The sequence below is a fragment of the Rhizobium sp. CB3171 genome (assembly GCF_029714265.1).
Taxonomy (GTDB): domain Bacteria; phylum Pseudomonadota; class Alphaproteobacteria; order Rhizobiales; family Rhizobiaceae; genus Rhizobium.
Genome location: NZ_CP121653.1, coordinates 2,369,898 through 2,387,766, shown reverse-complemented (window position 1 = coordinate 2,387,766; position 17,869 = coordinate 2,369,898). Strand labels below are relative to the sequence as shown.

15 protein-coding genes are annotated in these 17,869 nt (G+C 59.5%); 10 read left to right on the top strand and 5 right to left on the bottom strand.

The features are described from left to right. The first annotated feature begins 52 nt into the window (after positions 1 to 52). The 6 genes from QA648_RS30015 to QA648_RS29990 all read left to right on the top strand — a co-directional run bounded on the left by QA648_RS30015 (position 53) and on the right by QA648_RS29990 (position 6,499). Positions 53 to 964 (top strand): ABC transporter ATP-binding protein, encoded by a 912-nt coding sequence (locus tag QA648_RS30015; RefSeq protein ID WP_283052565.1) that lies wholly within the window; start codon positions 53 to 55, stop codon positions 962 to 964. Next, positions 964 to 1,860 carry a branched-chain amino acid ABC transporter permease gene (locus QA648_RS30010; protein WP_104827607.1) on the top strand — a complete coding sequence of 299 codons (897 nt, stop codon included), beginning with the start codon at positions 964 to 966 and terminating at the stop codon, positions 1,858 to 1,860. The genes QA648_RS30015 and QA648_RS30010 overlap by 1 nt, the downstream gene beginning before the upstream one ends. Before the next feature lies 1 nt (position 1,861). Next, positions 1,862 to 2,905 carry a branched-chain amino acid ABC transporter permease gene (locus QA648_RS30005; protein ID WP_104827606.1) on the top strand — a complete coding sequence of 348 codons (1,044 nt, stop codon included), beginning with the start codon at positions 1,862 to 1,864 and terminating at the stop codon, positions 2,903 to 2,905. Positions 2,906 to 3,000: 95 nt separating this feature from the next. Beyond that, a complete protein-coding gene (locus QA648_RS30000; RefSeq protein WP_104827605.1) occupies positions 3,001 to 4,335 on the top strand; it encodes an ABC transporter substrate-binding protein in 1,335 nt (444 codons plus the stop codon). Between the two features lie 89 nt (positions 4,336 to 4,424). Then, on the top strand, positions 4,425 to 5,219 hold the full coding sequence (locus tag QA648_RS29995; RefSeq protein ID WP_104827604.1) for an ABC transporter ATP-binding protein: 795 nt from the start codon (positions 4,425 to 4,427) through the stop codon (positions 5,217 to 5,219). 32 nt (positions 5,220 to 5,251) lie between these two features. Further along, positions 5,252 to 6,499 (top strand): SfnB family sulfur acquisition oxidoreductase, encoded by a 1,248-nt coding sequence (locus QA648_RS29990; protein ID WP_104827603.1) that lies wholly within the window; start codon positions 5,252 to 5,254, stop codon positions 6,497 to 6,499. Between the two features lie 156 nt (positions 6,500 to 6,655). On the opposite strand, the gene QA648_RS29985 is transcribed toward QA648_RS29990, so the two are convergent. From QA648_RS29985 to QA648_RS29970, 4 genes are read right to left on the bottom strand one after another with little or no spacing between them, the layout of a single operon-like run. Beyond that, complete coding sequence (locus QA648_RS29985; protein WP_283052560.1) at positions 6,656 to 9,028, bottom strand: hypothetical protein; 2,373 nt, start codon at positions 9,026 to 9,028, stop codon at positions 6,656 to 6,658. A gap of 12 nt (positions 9,029 to 9,040) precedes the next feature. Next, positions 9,041 to 9,811: an ABC transporter permease gene (locus tag QA648_RS29980; RefSeq protein WP_283052559.1), complete on the bottom strand. Its 771-nt coding sequence runs from the start codon at positions 9,809 to 9,811 to the stop codon at positions 9,041 to 9,043. Positions 9,812 to 9,821: 10 nt separating this feature from the next. Beyond that, entirely contained in the window at positions 9,822 to 10,817 is a 996-nt protein-coding gene (locus tag QA648_RS29975; protein ID WP_283052557.1) for an ABC transporter substrate-binding protein, read from the bottom strand. 13 nt (positions 10,818 to 10,830) lie between these two features. Beyond that, a complete protein-coding gene (locus QA648_RS29970) occupies positions 10,831 to 11,646 on the bottom strand; it encodes an ABC transporter ATP-binding protein (protein ID WP_283052556.1) in 816 nt (271 codons plus the stop codon). Between the two features lie 156 nt (positions 11,647 to 11,802). Between QA648_RS29970 and QA648_RS29965 the strand changes: the two genes are divergently transcribed. Then, positions 11,803 to 12,522, top strand: a complete 720-nt coding sequence (locus tag QA648_RS29965) for a GntR family transcriptional regulator (RefSeq protein WP_104827599.1) — start codon at positions 11,803 to 11,805, stop codon at positions 12,520 to 12,522. A gap of 304 nt (positions 12,523 to 12,826) precedes the next feature. Here the strand turns inward: QA648_RS29965 and QA648_RS29960 are convergent, their stop codons facing one another. Next, positions 12,827 to 13,606, bottom strand: coding sequence for an alpha/beta hydrolase (locus tag QA648_RS29960; protein WP_283052553.1), 780 nt, complete (start codon positions 13,604 to 13,606; stop codon positions 12,827 to 12,829). A 135-nt stretch (positions 13,607 to 13,741) separates the two neighbouring features. On the opposite strand from QA648_RS29960, the gene QA648_RS29955 reads away from it, so the two are divergent. From QA648_RS29955 to QA648_RS29945, 3 genes are all read left to right on the top strand, one after another. Further along, positions 13,742 to 14,629, top strand: a complete 888-nt coding sequence (locus QA648_RS29955; protein WP_104827984.1) for a LysR family transcriptional regulator — start codon at positions 13,742 to 13,744, stop codon at positions 14,627 to 14,629. 474 nt (positions 14,630 to 15,103) lie between these two features. Beyond that, positions 15,104 to 15,406, top strand: a complete 303-nt coding sequence (locus QA648_RS29950) for an alkylphosphonate utilization protein (protein WP_283052551.1) — start codon at positions 15,104 to 15,106, stop codon at positions 15,404 to 15,406. A 990-nt stretch (positions 15,407 to 16,396) separates the two neighbouring features. Next, entirely contained in the window at positions 16,397 to 17,764 is a 1,368-nt protein-coding gene (locus QA648_RS29945; protein WP_283052549.1) for an acetyl-CoA hydrolase/transferase C-terminal domain-containing protein, read from the top strand. The last annotated feature ends 105 nt before the right edge of the window (positions 17,765 to 17,869 follow it).

Genomic DNA, 17,869 nt, shown 5'->3' with positions numbered 1-17,869 from the left:
GGGATTGGCGTGCCATGTTCAAGCCGCGCCCGAGCCGAATGGAGGACACTGAATGCCTGCCGCGACCTATTCCCTTGACGTGCTGGATCCTGGTACGCTGCGGGGCTCCGGCGACCAGATTGCTCGCGCGTTGCCACCGGGCAAGACCGGCGGCATCCCGCAGCATGACGAAGAGACCCATGCTCTCTCTTTGCATGGCATCAGCCTGTCATTTGGTGGGGTCGCTGCCTTGGTCGATGTAGGCCTTTCTGTTGAGCCGGGGGAGATCCGGGCGATTATCGGTCCAAATGGCGCAGGCAAGAGTTCGCTGATCAACATCATCAGCGGTGTCTATCGCTCGAACGAGGGCCATGTTCGTATCGGCTCCAACACCTATCGCCATGTGCCGACGGAACTGCTGGCATCGCTTGGCATTGCCCGCACGTTCCAGAACCTCGCCTTGTTCAAGGGCTTGAGTGTCACTGATAACGTCATCGCCGGTCGAGCCTATACCGTGCGCTCGACCTTTGCCGAACAGATCCTCGGGCTTGGCCGCGCGCGCCGCGAAGAGGCGGATGCACGCGAGCGGGCGGCCCGTATTCTCGAGTTCCTGCATCTGGGCCAGGTCAGTCATCGTCTCGTAGGCACGCTGCCCTACGGACTGCAAAAACGCGTCGAGCTCGCCCGCGCCCTGGTGGCGGAACCGAAGATCCTGCTTCTAGACGAGCCTATGGCGGGGATGACGGCGAGCGAAAAGAACGACATGGCCGACTTCATCCGGTCTGCCCGAGATCGGTATGACACGACGGTGATCCTCATCGAACACGATATCGGCGTGGTCATGCAGCTTTCCGACCGGATCGCGGTCCTCGATTACGGCCGCAAGATCGCCGACGGCAGTCCGGGCGAAATTCGTGCCGACAAGCGCGTCATCGACGCCTATCTCGGCGTCGTTGCGGAAAACGAGGATGGGGAGGGCATCTGATGGCAGATTTCGACTGGCCGTTTCTGATCGAAGTGCTGGTTGGCGGCTTGCTCTCGGGCGTTATGTATTCGCTCGTCGCCATCGGTTTCGTGCTGATCTACAAGACGTCGGGCGTGCTCAATTTCGCTCAAGGGGCAATGTTGCTGTTTGCCGCGCTGACCTTTGTCAGCCTTCTTGAGCGTGGCGTTCCCTTTGCCTTGGCGCTCGTCATTACATTCGCTGTCATGGTGCTGATCGGCATTGCCATCGAGCGTACCGTGCTGCGACCATTGACCAACAAGCCGCCGATTACGCTTTTCATGGCGACGCTCGGGCTCTCCTATATCATCGAGGGGGCGGCTCAACTCATCTGGGGCACGCAGGTCCACGGTCTGGAGCTCGGGATCGAGGATGTTCCCTTCGACATCGGCGGCGTGTTCATCAGCCAGTTCGATCTTTTTGCGGCGGCGGTCGCTGCCGCGATGGTGGCGGCGCTGTCCGCCTTCTTCCGCTACACCCGAATTGGGCTGGCATTCCGGGCTGTAGCGGACGATCAGTTCGCCGCGCTTGCTGTCGGGCTGAAACTGCCCTGGATTTGGGCAACGGTCTGGGCGGCTGCCGGTGTCGTAGCACTGGTGGCTGGCCTGCTATGGGGCGCGCGGCTCGGCGTGCAGTTCTCTCTGTCGCTGGTGGTGCTGAAAGCGCTGCCCGTCCTCGTTCTCGGCGGCTTTGATTCCATTTTGGGTGCGATCGTCGGCGGTCTGCTGATCGGCGCGACCGAGAAGCTCGCGGAAGTTTATATCGGCGAATATTTCGGCGGCGGCATCGAAGGCTGGATTGCCTATGTCGCAGCACTCGCCTTCCTGCTCATCCGCCCCTCCGGCCTGTTTGGGCAAAAGCTCGTGGAAAGGGTTTGATATGGCTGTCGTCACCGTCGATCTTCATCCCACATGGCTCTTCAGCCGCTGGCTGACACCGATTGCCATCCTTGCCAGCGCGTACCTCGTGGTTCCCTTTGTCGGTTCGACCTATTTGTTCGAGGCGATCCTTTTGCCGTTCCTGGCGCTCAGCCTTGCCGGCCTCGGGCTGAATCTGCTTACCGGCTATGCAGGCCAGGTCTCGCTCGGAAGCGCCGCCTTCATGGCCGTCGGTGCCTTTGCTGCTTACAATTTCAATCTGCGCGTCGATGGCCTGCCTTTGATCATCAGCATCCTGCTGGCCGGCCTTCTGGCGGCGGTGATCGGTATCGTCTTCGGCTTGCCTAGCCTCAGATTGAAGGGCTTTTATCTTGCTGTGTCGACGCTGGCTGCGCAGTTCTTCGTGCAGTGGGCTCTCACCAAATTTAGCTGGTTTTCCAACGACTCTGCCTCCGGGGTCATCGATGCGCCGCCTCTGACGCTTGCGGGCGTGGAATTTACAGGCCCGGTAGGTCGCTATCTCTTTTCACTTACGATCGTGGTGGTGCTGACCTTCCTGGCGCATCGGCTGACGACCTCTCAAACCGGCCGCAACTTCATCGCCGTTCGGGATAATGAGACAGCGGCGCGCATCATCGGTGTGCCCGTGCTGGGAACCAAGTTGCTGGCCTTTGCTATCTCCTCTTTCATCATCGCCGTTGCGGGAGCGCTTTGGGCCTTTGCCTATCTGAGGACCGTCGAGCCGGCCGGCTTTAACCTCGACCGATCGTTCCAGATCCTTTTCATCATCATCATCGGCGGCCTTGCCTCGACGCGGGGCGCCTTTCTCGGCGCCGCTCTGATCGTCGCCTTCCCGCTCGTGCTATCCCGACTGGGCTCGTTCCTGCTCGGCGATGTCTTCGATTCCGGCGTGCTCGACATGAGCCAGCGCATCGTGCTCGGCGCCTTGATCATTCTGTTTCTGATCCTCGAACCGGACGGGCTTTCCTCGCTCTGGGGCAAGATCCGAAGGCGGTTGGGCTCTGCCATCGACAGGCCGGCCTGACCAAGCTGGGCACAAGCTCCGCAAACATCAAACCCATCGCTCATTCAACCCAGTTCCGGCCATCACACCGGACAATACCCGGAGTGTATCCAAACATGACCATGCTTGCGAAATTGAAGGCCGCTGTCATTGCGGCTGGACTGGCCGTCTCGGCCGCGGTACCGGCCGCCCATGCCGATGAACAATATTTCCCGCTGCAAAGCTATCGCGTCGGGCCCTATGCGGCCGGCGGCACGGGTTTCTTCGGCGGTTTCATCGATTACCTGAACCTCATCAACACGCGGGATGGCGGCGTCAACGGCGTCAAGCTCACCTGGTCGGAAGCGGAAACGCAATACGAGGTTGAACGCGGCGTCGAGGCCTACGAGCGTCTCAAGAGCAATCCGAATATTGCCGCCTGGAACCCGCTTTCCGTCGGTATCGCCTATGCCATGATCGACCGCATCACGCAGGACAAGGTGCCGTTGATCACCATCAACCATGGTCGCACGGATTCCACTGATGGCCGCGTTTTCCCCTATGTCTTTCCGCTGTTGCTCAATCCCTATAGCGAGACCTCGGGCATCGTGAACTACATCGCCTCGAAGCTCGGCGGTCTCGACAAGCTGAAGGGCAAGAAGATCGTCGTGCTCTATCACGGCTCGCCCTACGGCAAGGAAACGATCCCGATCTATGAACTCTTGTCGCAGAAATATGGCTTCGAACTGCAGCAGATCGAAGTGCCGCATCCGGGCAACGAGCAACAGGCACAATGGCTGACGATCCGCCGCGCCAAGCCGGATTACGTCGTGCTGCGCGGCTGGGGTGTCATGAACCCGGTCGCCCTGAAAACCGCGGCCAAGACCGGCTTTCCTGCCGACCATATCATCGGCAACGTCTGGTCTAACTCGGAAGAGGACGTGATCCCGGCAGGCGACGCCGCGAAGGGATATACCGCCATCACGACCCAAGCCTCCGGCACGGAATATCCGATCGTCCAGGAGATCGTGAAGACGCTCTATGACAATGGCAAGGGCAATCTGGAAGACAAGAAGCGCATCGGCTCCGTCTACCACAATCTCGGTATCGTCAACGGTATCCTGAACGTCGAGGCGATCCGTATTGCCCAGGAAAAGTTCGGACATCGGACTCTGACGGGCGACGAGGTCCGCTGGGGCTTCGAGCACCTGCAGCTTGATCCGGCTCGAGTCGAGGCGCTCGGCGCCAAGGGCCTGTTCCATTCCATCAACGTCACCTGGGACAATCACGAAGGCAACGGCTACGTGACCTTTCAGCAGTGGGACGGCAAGAAGTGGAACGTCGTCTCCGATTGGATTGCGCCGGACTGGGCCCTGTTGAGGCCGATTATCGAGAAATCCTCGGAAGCCTACGCCAAGGAAAGAGGCATCAAGTTGCGCACGTCTGAAGACGCACAGGCCGTGACGAACTGAGCCCGGTGGCTGGGCATCGGCAGCACGGTAATGCCGCTTTCTGCCGATGCCCCGCTCGCACACGAAACCACACTGAGATTGGGTGGACCATGGCTGGAAAAGACGTTCTGCTGAGCGTGGACGGGATCAAAGCGACCTACAATGGAGCAATCACGGCGCTTCACGGTGTCAGCTTCACATTGCGCCGCGGCGAGATTCTGGCGCTGCTGGGTGCCAATGGCGCCGGCAAGACGACGACGCTCAAGGCGATTTCGAATCTGCTTCCGGCCGAGCGCGGCGAGATTACCGCTGGAGGCGTCTTATACGATGGCCGTGACGTTACAACGGCAACGCCGGCCGAATTGGTGCGCGCCGGTCTCGCGCAGGTCCTCGAGGGCCGGCATTGCTTCCGCAATTTGACCATCGAGGAAAATCTCATTTCCGGCGGTCTCGGACGGAGCAGCTCGCGCGCTGAGATCGCCGCCGATCTGGAGAGAATCTACGCAATTTTTCCCCGGCTGAAGGAGAAGCGCCGCGCATTGGCCGGCCTTGCTTCAGGCGGTGAACAGCAAATGACGGCGATCGGCCGTGCATTGATGTCACGTCCAAAGCTTTTGGTGCTCGACGAGCCGTCCATGGGGCTGGCGCCGATCGTCGTGCAGGACATTTTCCGGATGCTGCGGCGGCTGAATGTTGAAAGCGGCCTTTCCATGCTCGTTGCCGAACAGAATTCGGCGATCGCTCTGCGTTATGCCGACCGCGCGACAGTTCTCGAAAACGGCACCGCCGTTCTTTCGGGAGATGCAGCCGAGTTGCGCGGGCGCGACGACGTCAAAGCATTTTATCTCGGTCAGAAATCGACACCCGCACCCACACCCGCCGCAACAAACCTCCCACCGGCCTGATCGGCCGCCATCCTCAACAAGGAGAAACCATCATGACGCTCTCACAGGTCAACACCGAAAATGCCGTCAAGGCCGTACCGGCGGTTCCTCGCCCGGCCGAGCCTGCCCATGTCATCAAGGACGATGCCGAGGCAATCGCCGTTGCCCGCCGGCTTGCGACCGAATTCGTGAAGGACTCGGCCAAGCGCGACCGCGAACGCATTTGGCCCGTCGCCGAGCTGGATGCCTTTTCGCAAAGCGGCCTATGGTCCATCAATGTGCCAAAAGCCTTCGGCGGGCCGGAGGTTTCGTACGCAACGCTCGCAAAGGTCATCGAGATCATATCGGCAGCGGATTCCTCGATCGGCCAGATCGCCCAGAACCATCTGGGCGTCGTTGCTGCCATCCGGACCGTATCGGATCCCGCCCAACAGAAACTTCTGTTTGCCGAGGTGCTGAAGGGCACCCGCTTCGGCAACGCTTTTTCGGAATTCGGTTCCAAACGAGCGGTCGATTTCGAGACGCGCTTCACCGATGCCGGCGACCACGTCGTCGTCAACGGGCGCAAGTTCTACTCCTCTGGCGCGCTGCTCGCGCATCTGGTGCCGATTGTCGCGCTCGATGACGAGGGGCGGGCCTGGTATGCGATTGCCGAGCGCGATGCGCCAGGGCTGACTGTCATCGATGACTGGTCCTCGTTCGGGCAGCGAACGACGCTCTCCGGTACGGTGCTTCTCGACAACGTCAAGGTGCCGAAGACCCATCTCGTGCCCGGATACAAGGGCTATGAAGTGCCGACCGCCGATGGCGCCATATTCCAGATCATCCAGGTTGCCGTCGACACGGGTATCGCACAGGCCGCCATTGACGAGACGGTCGCCTTCGTGCGCACCAAGAGCCGGGCATGGGTGGATAGCGGCCAGGATCATGCCTGGGAGGATCCCTATACAATCCAGGCCGTCGGCGACCTGACGCTGCGCCTGCATGCCGCGCAAGCGCTTCTGGAAAAAGCCGGCTATGCAATCGACCGCGCCGTGCTGAACCCCAATGCGGAGACGGTCGCCGAAGCGCAGATCGTAACGGCTGAGGCCAAGATCCTGTCGACCGAAATCGCAATTGCGGCGACCAATAAGCTGTTTGAACTGGCAGGCACCCGCTCAACGCTTGCCGAGCACAATCTCGATCGCCATTGGCGAAATGCGCGCACCCATACGCTCCATGACCCTGTGCGCTGGAAATACGCCATTCTCGGAAGGTATTTCCTGAATGGCGAAAAGCCCCCGCTGCATGCGTGGAGTTGACGATCCCAAGAGGTCTCCCGCGTCGTAGCGGTGTGGGAGACCTCAAGGCTCGTGGTAAAGCAAGCCTGAAACAAATACGGCGGCCTCTGCCAAACACATGGCGGAGGCGCTGACGAATATGCCAATATGACCTGCACCATCAACTAGGAGCATCAACTACGGAGACTTCAAGAACAACGGAGACGTCCAAATTCGAGATTGATCCCGCTGACGCGCCGTCAGGAACAGCGGGTGTTCTCGTCCCGGATCGAGTTCAAGTTTGTGCAACGAAATCTCGCCCGCGAGATCTCTTGGTAGCGGTTGGTCTGTAACCCTTTCCACGATCAGACGCAGCTCGACGCCCAGCAGATCGAGTGTGATCGAGCCCTTTGCAATCAGATTTTTCCCACTGACTTCCAGCCTTGCTTCGGGGGCATGCACATGTGGTGGTGGCTGAAGCGGGTCGCCGATCTTGCTGTAGCCGTGGAGTTTGGCGTCGATGGTAATGTGAGCGTCGCTTAGGTCCGAAAGCGTGAACTCAATTCCGTCGATATCGCCGTGCGTTGCCGTTCTAAAGCCGAGCTTGCCGAGGCCGGTGCGCCACACGCTCTGTTCAGGATGGTCAAAGCCGACCCCATACAGATCAAGGAGCGCCGCGCCAGTCACGGCGACATCGCCGCTCCAATAAGCTGCCCGATAGCGATCCTTGATGCGGGCGCCACCGAAGCGGATACGGACGTTGCGTTCGCTGAGGCCGGCCTCTGCATGCAGATCGCGGCTCCACACGAGGCGATCGCCATCATAGAGTTGAACCTCTTCCCAGCCGGCATGGCCGAGCAGACGGTAGGAGAGCGGCTCGTCAGGTTCAGCGTTGAACGCCTCGCCCATGAAATGCTTTCCCTGGGACAGAACAGCGAAACTCCGCTCGCCTGTCGTGGCGAAGGTGCGCCGTGCCCTGAGTGCGCTGCCGACGCCGGCCCTGTCGAAACGGTCTGCGATGACGCCCGTCAACCCGCCGCGCGAACCGAAAGTTCCGGTTGCCGGCGCGCCGCCGCCGCATCGGCCTTGGTGCTCGTCGCTCGCGGCCGAGGCGCCGACCCTGTATCCGCGTGCGAGCGCCTCGGTGTAGAGCCAGTGAAATTGCCCCCAGGCGGAACCGATCTCGATGAGCCTTTCCAGCTCCGGATGGTTCCAATCCAGAATACAGCGCCGGCCGCCCACATGCGGGATCAGCAAATGGCCCTCCGGATCGTCCTCATAGGCGGCATGGAGCCGGTCTACTGGCCACACGCCGGGTCGGATCGTTCCGGCCGTCGTCTCATTCCATTCGAAAGAGCGGAGGGACTGCCCTTTTTCATCAAAGGGGAAGCGCGGCTTGCCATCACGAAGGAAGACGACGTTGCGGTCGCCGCCGGCTGCAGAGTTGCCGCACCATTCTGTTCCCGGATAGCAGACGAAGCGGCCGGGCTCGTTGAGGCCATGGATAATTTCCACGGCCTTGTTCCAATTCGCTTCGGTGATGTTGAAGTCGTTGACGGTGTAGCCCACTACGTCAAGCCCGGCGATGTCTCGTCCGTAGGTGAGATTGTAAGTCGCGTCGTTGGTTCCGACAGTGTCGTCGGAGTGAACGTGCAGATCCGCGTAGAGAGGACGCAATGCGCCTTCTTCACTCTGGACATAGGCGATGGCCGCTGCGACAAAGGGTTCGCCGTCGAGCCATGCTTCCAGTTTCCACTCGCCGGCTTCGGTGAAGGAAAGCCCGGAAATCCGCGCGAATGTCCAGTCCTCCGCGGCTAGCGCGATCGGCTCTGTGCGTTGGGTCGCGTCTGGAGCGGTGATCACGAGCGTGCCCCGCAAATTGCGATCGCGGCAGGTGTTTCCCCATATGTCGTCGACGCGCACAATCGCATCGAAGGATTGGCCGAGGCCAACAAGGCGCGGCGCAATGACCTGAAGGGCGTGGGGCTGGCCGGCCAGGATTTCAAGCTTGCAGTCGCCCGGCACTTCGGCGAATTTCGAGCTGCCCAGCGGATCTATGAACAGCCGGAATCGGAAGGCCTTTTCCACGAACGTCTGCACTCGCGTACCGGCGCCGCCCTGTCGTCGATCTCCAAGGCGGATGACGATCCTGTCGCCGGGATTGATGTAGCCATCGACGACATCGACGATAACGGCCTTCTGGAAAGGACGCTCGTGTCCCTTCTGATCGAAACGCACCTTCAGCGCCTGCACAGTTGCCGGACTCTGGCCAGGAGCCAGTGGCCCGGCGTGATATTCGGCGGAAACGTAGTTGGCGCCAGTCGGGTCCGTTGTCTGAAACAGTGCCCAATCGGAATAGAACTTGAAGGCGAGCTTCAGCCATGCCCCATCGGCAAGACCGACAGCGCCGACTTCATAGACGAGTTCCAGTTCGGTCCACTCGCCCGCGGTCAGCGTCTGTCTTTGACAGGTGAGACGGCCGAGGAAGGGGAGGGTGTCGAAATAGGCGGCAAGGCCCGTCGGGGAATGGGCCGCGGCCCCGGACGCCTTGTGCTGCAAAGTCTCTATCATGGGAGAAGTCCGTTATTGTCCGCGCCAGCCTTCGTAGCTGCGCTCTATCCGTCGAAATACGAGGCTCTCCATGAGCCACGCTATGAGTCCGATCAGCGCGATGCCGAGAAGCACCTGCGCCGAATTGCCGACCTGCCCGCCCATCGCGACCATCCAGCCGATCCCTTGGGAGGCGCCGATCATCTCGGCGGCGACGAGCGCGCGCCATGCCTGCGCAAAGCCGATGCGCAATGCGGCGATCAGGAAGGGGAGGGAGGCAGGCAAATACACGTGGGCCAGCAGTTGAAACCGTTTGGCACCCAGAATGCGGGCTGCGCGTATCTCCCCACCGCCGATGGAAAGCACGCCCTCCTGGATCGTCAAAGCCATCGGAAAAGCCGACGCTATGAAAATGACAACGGCGATCGAGAGATAGCCGAGGCCGAAGAAGATCAGGGAGAGCGGCGCCCAGGCAATCGGAGGGATCGCCATGAACAGACCGAGCAAAGGCTGGGCGAACTCCCGGAACGGCCGCCAAAGTCCGGCGGACACCCCTATGAGCAGGGCCGCCAGGATAGCCGCGCCGAAGCCGCCGAACTCACGCAACAAACTGGCCAGAAACTGGCGGCTGAGCTCGCCGGACTGGATCCAGCGCAATCCCTCGGCTGCCACCTCCCAGGGCTGTGGCAGCACGTAAGACGGAACCCTGCTGGCGGCGAGGCACCACACGGCAAGCAGGAAGGGAAGCGCTGCCCAGCGCCAGGACGGCTGCGGAAAACGCCGCCGCGCTGTCAATTTCTTCATCGATCGGATCTCACCGCTGAGCGGCCGCTTTCGCGGCAAAACTGTCGTCAATGATGTCATCGACGTTCAACGGCTTATTGAGAATGCCGAGGTTAACGGAGTAATCGATGAGGCGCTGGATGAAGGCGCGGTCGGACAGCTCGATTTCAGCGGACCAGCCAAGGCGTTTCCTGGCTTCCGCAACGATCGCTTCCGGCGGAACCACGCTTCCGTCCGCGGCCTTCACGGATTCCAGCTTGAAACTCCGGGCGATGATCCGGTTGGCCTCCTCGGGGTTCTCCCGGAGAAATGCGATGGCCTTGGCATTGGCCCGCAGCAATTTGACGAGGTCGTCCGGCCGCTCCTTCAACGTTTTTGCAGGTGCTGCCACGACATACCATGGATAGCCCGGCAGGGCGCCATTCACGTCGAATACGACCCGACCAGCGCCGCGAAGCACAGACTGACTGATGAATGGCTCCCATGAAAAGGCTGCATCCACCACGCCTGTATCAAGCGCGGAGTTCATGTTGCCCACGGGCATCTGCGATAATTGGAGGTCGGTGTCCGGATTGAGGCCGGCAGTCTCCTTCAGGACGAAGCCGCGCAGCAGCACGTCCATGCCGCTTCCTCTGTTGACGCCAGCGAGTTTCTTGCCTTTGAGGTCTGAGAGCGATTGAATGGAGCCATCCGCCTTCGCGATCAAGGCTGCCTGACCATAGTTCACTTTGGCGATGATCTTCGCTTCGAGCCCGCGCGCGGCCCATTGATAGACCGGCGGGGCGCCGATATAGGCCACGTCGATTTCCCCTCCCGCCACGGCCTGCTGAATGACGGGGCCGTCGCCAAAACCCTTGAGCTCGACGTTCAATCCCTCTTCCCGAAAGTAGCCTTTCTCCTCGGCGATGAGGGCCGGCGCATTCGCCATGGCTTGGACCCAGCCGATGCGAAGCGGCGAAGGTTCCTGCGCACCAGCGGGCCAGGCAGCAGCAAGCGCGAGAAGAGCTGCAGGTAGAATGCGTTTCATCGGATGGTTCCCTTCAGGTAACGCGTTGATTGCTGATCATGACGGCGGCGATTTGCTCGGCGAGCCGTTCGCGCAGTTGCGCAAACAAAGGATTGGCTCGCGTGCCTCGCTGATCGCGGGGACGCGGCAAATCGATTGTCACTTCTGCCGTGATGCCGGTCGGAGGCAGACCGAGGACCAGGACGCGATCCGCCAGATAGATCGCTTCGTCGATGTCATGCGTGATGAACAGCACGGTCTGGCCCAAGCTCGACCAGATGCGGAGCAGTTCGTCATTGAGGGAAGAGCGCGTCATGGCGTCGAGTGCTGCGAACGGTTCATCCATGAGCAGAAGGCGCGGCTCAAGTGCCAGCGAGCGCGCAAGCGCGACGCGCTGACGCTGGCCGCCCGACAATCGGTGAGGCGGTTCGTCCGCATGTTCTCCCAGGCCGACAAGCCGCAGAAAATGCAGGGCGACGGCCTTTTGCTCCTGTGGCGATCCCTTACGATTCATACGAAGGCCAAAGCGGACATTTTCCAGGGCGCTCAGCCAGGGGAAAAGATTGGGTGACTGGAACACATATCCGAGTGCGGGATGCTCCGGCACAACCGGCGCCCTGTCTATGGTGATATGACCCGCTTGTGGGCGCAGGAAGCCGGACAATAGATTGAGCAATGTCGACTTGCCGCAGCCCGAAGGACCGAGGATCGCGACAAATTCTCCCGGACGGGCTTCCAGGGAAAACCGTTCGAATATACTGCGTCGGCTTTCGGGATAGGCGAAACCCATGCCATTCACCGAAAAGGTCGCGCCGCGTGAAAGCTGCCGTGCTGGGGAAACAAATGCCATATCGCGTTCGAATAATCCGACGTTGGAATTGCCCCAGTTTTTAATACATTATAATACAAGTTATCAACGCGGAGCCTTCCCTTGTCCGGCGGCAAAGGAGAACGGTATTCCAAAGCTGCAAGAGTCCGTGGTCTTTTTAACCTCGATGGAAAATAGATGAGCCTGATACGCAACAATCCGGTGGCAATGTATCTCCAGATCGCCGATCGCCTTCGTCGCGAGATCGCCGAAGGGGCATATGAGCCCTCGGGGCGACTGCCATCGGAATCGCAGATCATGGTGCGCTTCGACGTCAGCCGCGTCACCGTCCGCCTCGCGCTTGAGCAGCTCGATAAGGACGGGCTGATCGAGCGTAGGAAAGGCAAGGGCACGTTCGTCGCCGGCAAGCAGGTCCGCCATCAGATCGATACCCTGCGCAGCTTTCACGAGTCACTGAAAGTGCAGGGCTTCGATGCCACGATGCGGATCGTCGAACTGACCGCGATTGAAACGCCGTCGGCGTTTGTCTCGTTGTTAGGAGCAAAATGCGCGCTGTTGGAGCGCCTTCACATGGTAGATGACGAGCCCATAGCCTTAGGCCGAAGCCTCATGCCCGCCGTCATGGCCGAGCTGGATCTGGAAACGGCCGAACAACGACCGACCTATGCCCTCCTCAAAGACAAAGCGGGCGCCGATATTGGCTCCGCCGAGATAGCGATCGGCGCGCGCGCTGTCCCATCTCGAATATCGTCCTTGATCGGCGTTGCCGCAAATGCGGTCTTGCTTGTCCTCGAACGAACCTCTTATTTCGATCATGGTGCCTGCGCTGAGTGGTCGGAATTTTTCATCCGGCCAGAGCGATACAAATTTGTCCTCGGCAATCGAATGTCCGCTTAAATCGAGCACTTCAAGCTGTTTCAGCATCGCTGATCTTGGGATCACGGTTCGTGTTCCTCAAGAGCGCTCATCTATGGCTTTCGCTTGTTAGTGCAGCGGAATGATCGAAGCGGAAGCCAAATCCCTGCAAGGCTTGCATCTAAGTGGATGCTTGAACTGAATGCTGTCAGGAGGCGCCCGGTTGGCGATGGGCAAAGTCGTCGCAACGCTGCCAAGCGTGCGTTCTGTGAGCGCAGACTGCACTGCGCTCACGAAAGGCATAGATTAATAGCGGCACGCTGATGCCAGCGCGCATCATGTGTTGCTATTTCGACAGATCGGCCGTCGCCGCCAGAATCACTTTTGCTACTTCCGCAGGCTGCGATAGTTGCGGCGTGTGTCCTGCCGGCAAGCTCACGACATGGGCCGAGATTTTCTTTGCCATCGCTTTCTGGAGATCCGGCTGAATCATGCGGTCCTGCTCGCTGACGATGTACCATGAAGGCTTCGTCTTCCAGGCAGCATCGCTTACTTTCTCCTCGAAATTCTTGCCGCGTACAGGACCTTGCGTGGCCGCCATCAGCCGTGTTTCATCCGCCGGAAGATCCTGGGCTAGGTGCTGTGCGACCCCTTCGAGGCTGAGTGTCAGGAAACCCTCTTTATCCGCAATGATGTGGGCGAAACCCGAGGGAACCGGATAGTCCTTGGACAAATCCGCAACCGATTGACCTTCTGAGGGAGCGAACGCGGCGACATAAACCAGCGATTTGACATGCTCGTGCTGGCCAGCCTCCGTGATGACGACGCCGCCCCAGGAATGACCCACCAGAACGACCGGACCGGTCTGCGTGTCCAGCGCGCGCCGTGTGGCTGCTACATCATCTGCCAGCGACGTAAGCGGGTTCTGCACCGAAACAACCTTGAGCCCTTCTTTTTGGAGGAGTGGAATGACTTTGTTCCATGCCGATCCGTCGGCAAAAGCGCCGTGCACAAGCATAACGACAGGCTTTTCGATCTCGGACGCACTGGTGGGTGCTGCGTTTGAGGCCAGCGCAGTGCTGCCCATGACGGCGGCTACAACTGCTTTTTTCGCGAATGATGACATCAAGTGCTCCTTTGAATTGGGCCTACCGCAGGCTTTGCGGAAGGCAACCGCGATCAGATGGAAGGCACTTGTACATATGAAAATACTGGGAATAAATGTTCGAACAGGATCATGATAACAAACGATGAGTTTCAAATGGACAGACTGGCTTGCATGCAGGTTTTTGTGAAAGCCGTCGAAGCAGGTTCAATTTCGGCTGCCGCCGCGGAACTCGGTATGTCATCCCAATTGGCAGGCAAGCAACTAAGGGCGCTGGAGCAGGATTTCGGCATCAAGCTGTTGAACCGCACCACGCGTAGACAAAGCCTCACCGACAGTGGCCGCATATTCTACGATCATGCCAAGAACATCATGGCGGAGATGGAGGCAGCCGAGGCGCTGATTGCTGAAACCCGCTCAATCCCGCGAGGACGACTTCGCGTCAGTGCACCGATCACTTTCGGCAGTCACGCGCTCGCGCCTGAAATACCGGAATATTTGAAGCGGCACCTGGAAGTGTCATTGGACCTTAGCCTGACCAACCGCACCGTAGACCTTGTGGAGGAGGGTTTCGATGTTGTCTTCCGGACTGGAGAGCTCCCGGACAGCCGACTGCTGACGAGAGGGCTGGCGCCTCTTCGTTTGGTTTTGTGTGCCGCACCCTCCTATCTGAAGTCGGCCGAAAAACTGACCAAGCCCGAAGAGCTGCAACAGCACGAATGCCTGGTGTTTTCGCACACATCACTTAGAACGCAATGGGCGTTCGAGGGACCGGGTGGCGTCATATCCGTCCCGATCGCTGGCAGGTTTTCGACCGACAGCGGCGAAGCGCTACGCGCCGCTGCCGTTGCCGGTATGGGGGTACTACTGCAGCCGCACGAGCTGGTGGTCGAAGAAATCCGGGACGGGCGCCTGGTGAGGCTCTTGCCAGAGTACGAACCGCCTGCCCGCCCGTTGCATGTGCTTTATGCACCTGACAGGCGGATGACGCCGAAGCTGCGAAGCTTTCTGGATTTTGCCGTTCGGAAGTTCGGTCTGCAGTAGCCGAGCGGGCAAGAGCGCTGATTGCGCTCATCCGGAATTTCGCTAACGGGTGCTGTCGTCGCGTTTCTCACCGATGCTACGAAAATCGGTCGACACGCACCATCAAGAATAGGGCCCCTATGTCGAACAGGCCCTATCCGCAGGCCAAAGGGTGTATATCACAAACGACATTATCATGTTCTAATTCAATGGTCGGACGTGCCTCCGACGATTGAAATCAAGCACTTCATGGCAACTGGCCCCTATCCCTAACCGGATAGGGGCTTTTTGTGTGGGACAAGGGCCAGGTTCCACAGGAGTTACCGAACAGGAAGCACTCCAGAGGCTGATGCAATCACCCGACCGAGTTCGAACAACGCTAGCCGATTTGATTTTATGGCGCTTGCAAGATAGAGGGCTCACACAAGTTTGGCCGCCCATGCTACGAGCGTGACGGCAACTGACACAGTTAACAAGGCAACCCGGCGGGCAGACATGAGCGACCAGAACGATGAATACATCTACGACGAAGTGAGCGGCGAATGGCGGCCGGCTTCGGAGATCGCCGCGGAGGCCGCGAAAGCTGCGGAGGTCCGCGACGCATCCGGCAATGTGCTGGCCGATGGGGACTCCGTGGTTCTGATCAAGGATCTCAAGGTAAAGGGAGCCGGCCAGACGCTCAAGCAAGGGACGGTCATCAGGTCGATCCGGCTCACCGACAACCCGGAAGAGATCGACTGCCGGCATGACGCGATCAAGGGGTTAGTCCTGCGCACCGAGTTCGTGCGCAAGCGGTGATCGGAGAAATTAGCGTTCAGGCATCTGCTGGTGATGCGCCGATTGCAGCTTAACCTTGGTACGTGGCTTCAAACGGCATCAACACTAGGCGCTCCCAGCAGATCGATGACTTCCTAATAGCGGCCGCGAAACTCCAGGCTCGATGACGGGAGTCCCGCATTCCCGACCAAGGTTGTTTCGGGACTCCCGGCCGTCGCATGGGAGCCCCGCTTCAGCACGTACAGTAGATCGCCGGCTGCGTGCTTAAACCAGAGCAAACCTCCTAGCTTCAGAAATGAGAGATTAATATCCACTGAGGCGTGTGCCGTTTCGGATCGCGGCTGTGCAGGCCGCCCATGGGCATGTGGCACTTGGGCTTCAATGATGCGACCGAAGCAGCACCATCGCCGGGCCTGCCAGAGCAGCGGCCGCGATCATAAGTGAAATTCCCACCTTGAGTACCTTTATCCGGCGTGTTCTGACGCCGCTCCAATCATACGCCAATTCATCCCCCAAGTGCTGGTCTGTGTAATGTGACCTAGCGGCCTCCCAACGTATGGCAAGGGGACGGAAATAGCCGTCCCCTTGAAAGGGACGCAAACGAACGAAGAGGTCCTGCCTCGTGGCAGTGAGGCAGGACCAGAGCACCGTTATGGCTCATGCTGCGCGTACAATTTACCGGGTGGGCGTTTGGTTCGCGCGAGGTTTGGTACCACCGCTAGATGAAACCAAACTGAAGACAGATCGCGGCATGGCTGGCTCTTCACGCGGCCGTATCCCTCTTAAGAAAGAAAACCTCATGGATCGAGCGAAATTCTTCGCCTTCATGCGCTCAACCGTATCCTCGCTGGATGTTGTGCAGGAATTGCTATGAGGGCATGATCGCTGCTTTGATAAAGCATGTTTTGCGGCAGACGAAAACGCCCGCAACCGTCGTAAATGCCGGTGAGGATGTGAACATGGAAATCGATGCTGATTTATTCTGAAAAATAGCAGCGGGAGGAGGGCCCAATGACGACTATCCATCAGATGCAGTATCGCGAACGGCTGAGATCCGCAAAGGAGGCCGTCGCTCTGATCCCGTCCGGCGCGAAGGTGGCGATGCCGATAGCTGCCGGTCAGCCGCCTGCCATTCTTGCGGCATTGGCCGAGCGAGCTCGGGCCGGAGCCGTCGACAATGTGCGGCTCCACTATCTTCTTTGTACTGGCGTTGCGGGAACCAGTGTCTTCGATTTCGACCTCTGCCATCGGATCATTCCGATCAGTTACTTTCACGGAGGCGTGGAGCGTGCGCTCGACAAGAGGCGATCGGCGGAAGCATTGCCGGCTGTCGACCTGGTGCCCTGCCATTTCAGCCAGGTGCCGCGCTCTCTGGTGGAGCACGTCGGAGTAGATACCCTGATTGCAATAGTCGCGCCGATGGATGCGGATGGCAATTTCAGCCTCGGCGCAAGTACCGACTATGCGCTCACAGTATCGCGAAAGCCAGGAATTCGGCTGATCCTCGAAGTCAATGCCAAGATGCCCTATGTGCGAGGCGATTGCATGATCCCCGTATCGGCCGTCACGGCGGTGGTCGAAAATGACGTCGGTCTGCCGATCCTGCCGGCCGCTCCGAGCAATGAAGTGGACGATGCCATCGGTGCGATCGTTGCAGGCCTGGTGGAAGACGGCGATTGCCTGCAAATGGGTATCGGCGCCTTGCCGGATGCGGTGTGTTCGCGGCTTTCGCAACATCGCCACCTTGGCATCCATACGGAAATGATGACGGTGGGGCTTGCCAATCTGGTCAAGGGGGGCGTGGTCGACAATAGCCGCAAGCAGACACATGTCGGGCGGTCGATCTTCACCTTTGCGCTGGGAGATCAGTCGCTTTACGACTTCCTGCACAACAATCCGGACATTGAAGCCCATCCTGTCGACTATGTGAACAATCCTTTCGTCATTTCTCGGAACGACCGGGCTGTGTCAGTCAACGCGACGCTGCAGATCGATCTGAATGGGGCATGCAATTCGGAATTCATGAACGGCAGGCAGTTCAGTGCATCCGGCGGTCAGGTCGATTTCGTGCGTGGCGCCTATGCTTCGCGGGGAGGGCGGTCAATCATCGCCTGTCATTCCACCGCGGCGAAGGGCACGCTCTCGCGCATTGTTCCGGCACTGACCGGGCCGGTGACGACATCGCGCAACGACACGCATATCGTCGTCACGGAATATGGATGGACGAACCTCAAGGGCAAGTCCGTGGCCGAGCGAGCAAGGGCACTGATTGCGCTGGCCCACCCGGATTTCCGCGAGGAGCTGGATCGGGCAGCCCATGGGGCGGGGTTTTATGCTGATACCGTGTTGAATTCACGAACTTCAGACACCCACCGTTGAGACGAGAAGGCCGTTCTCTGCAGCACGTATGATGACGCCCGTACCGCACCTCAAAACTCTAAAGCGAGCACAACCCGAGCTATGTCGGGTCGTGTTTCGTCTGTG

What these genes read in the sequence shown, in the direction of transcription:
- QA648_RS30015 (WP_283052565.1), top strand. Translation starts at nt 53, where the DNA reads ATGCCTGCCGCGACCTATTCCCTTGACGTGCTGGATCCTGGTACGCTG.
- QA648_RS30010 (WP_104827607.1), top strand. Translation starts at nt 964, where the DNA reads ATGGCAGATTTCGACTGGCCGTTTCTGATCGAAGTGCTGGTTGGCGGC.
- QA648_RS30005 (WP_104827606.1), top strand. Translation starts at nt 1,862, where the DNA reads ATGGCTGTCGTCACCGTCGATCTTCATCCCACATGGCTCTTCAGCCGC.
- QA648_RS30000 (WP_104827605.1), top strand. Translation starts at nt 3,001, where the DNA reads ATGACCATGCTTGCGAAATTGAAGGCCGCTGTCATTGCGGCTGGACTG.
- QA648_RS29995 (WP_104827604.1), top strand. Translation starts at nt 4,425, where the DNA reads ATGGCTGGAAAAGACGTTCTGCTGAGCGTGGACGGGATCAAAGCGACC.
- QA648_RS29990 (WP_104827603.1), top strand. Translation starts at nt 5,252, where the DNA reads ATGACGCTCTCACAGGTCAACACCGAAAATGCCGTCAAGGCCGTACCG.
- QA648_RS29985 (WP_283052560.1), bottom strand. Translation starts at nt 9,028, where the DNA reads ATGATAGAGACTTTGCAGCACAAGGCGTCCGGGGCCGCGGCCCATTCC.
- QA648_RS29980 (WP_283052559.1), bottom strand. Translation starts at nt 9,811, where the DNA reads ATGAAGAAATTGACAGCGCGGCGGCGTTTTCCGCAGCCGTCCTGGCGC.
- QA648_RS29975 (WP_283052557.1), bottom strand. Translation starts at nt 10,817, where the DNA reads ATGAAACGCATTCTACCTGCAGCTCTTCTCGCGCTTGCTGCTGCCTGG.
- QA648_RS29970 (WP_283052556.1), bottom strand. Translation starts at nt 11,646, where the DNA reads ATGGCATTTGTTTCCCCAGCACGGCAGCTTTCACGCGGCGCGACCTTT.
- QA648_RS29965 (WP_104827599.1), top strand. Translation starts at nt 11,803, where the DNA reads ATGAGCCTGATACGCAACAATCCGGTGGCAATGTATCTCCAGATCGCC.
- QA648_RS29960 (WP_283052553.1), bottom strand. Translation starts at nt 13,606, where the DNA reads ATGTCATCATTCGCGAAAAAAGCAGTTGTAGCCGCCGTCATGGGCAGC.
- QA648_RS29955 (WP_104827984.1), top strand. Translation starts at nt 13,742, where the DNA reads ATGGACAGACTGGCTTGCATGCAGGTTTTTGTGAAAGCCGTCGAAGCA.
- QA648_RS29950 (WP_283052551.1), top strand. Translation starts at nt 15,104, where the DNA reads ATGAGCGACCAGAACGATGAATACATCTACGACGAAGTGAGCGGCGAA.
- QA648_RS29945 (WP_283052549.1), top strand. Translation starts at nt 16,397, where the DNA reads ATGACGACTATCCATCAGATGCAGTATCGCGAACGGCTGAGATCCGCA.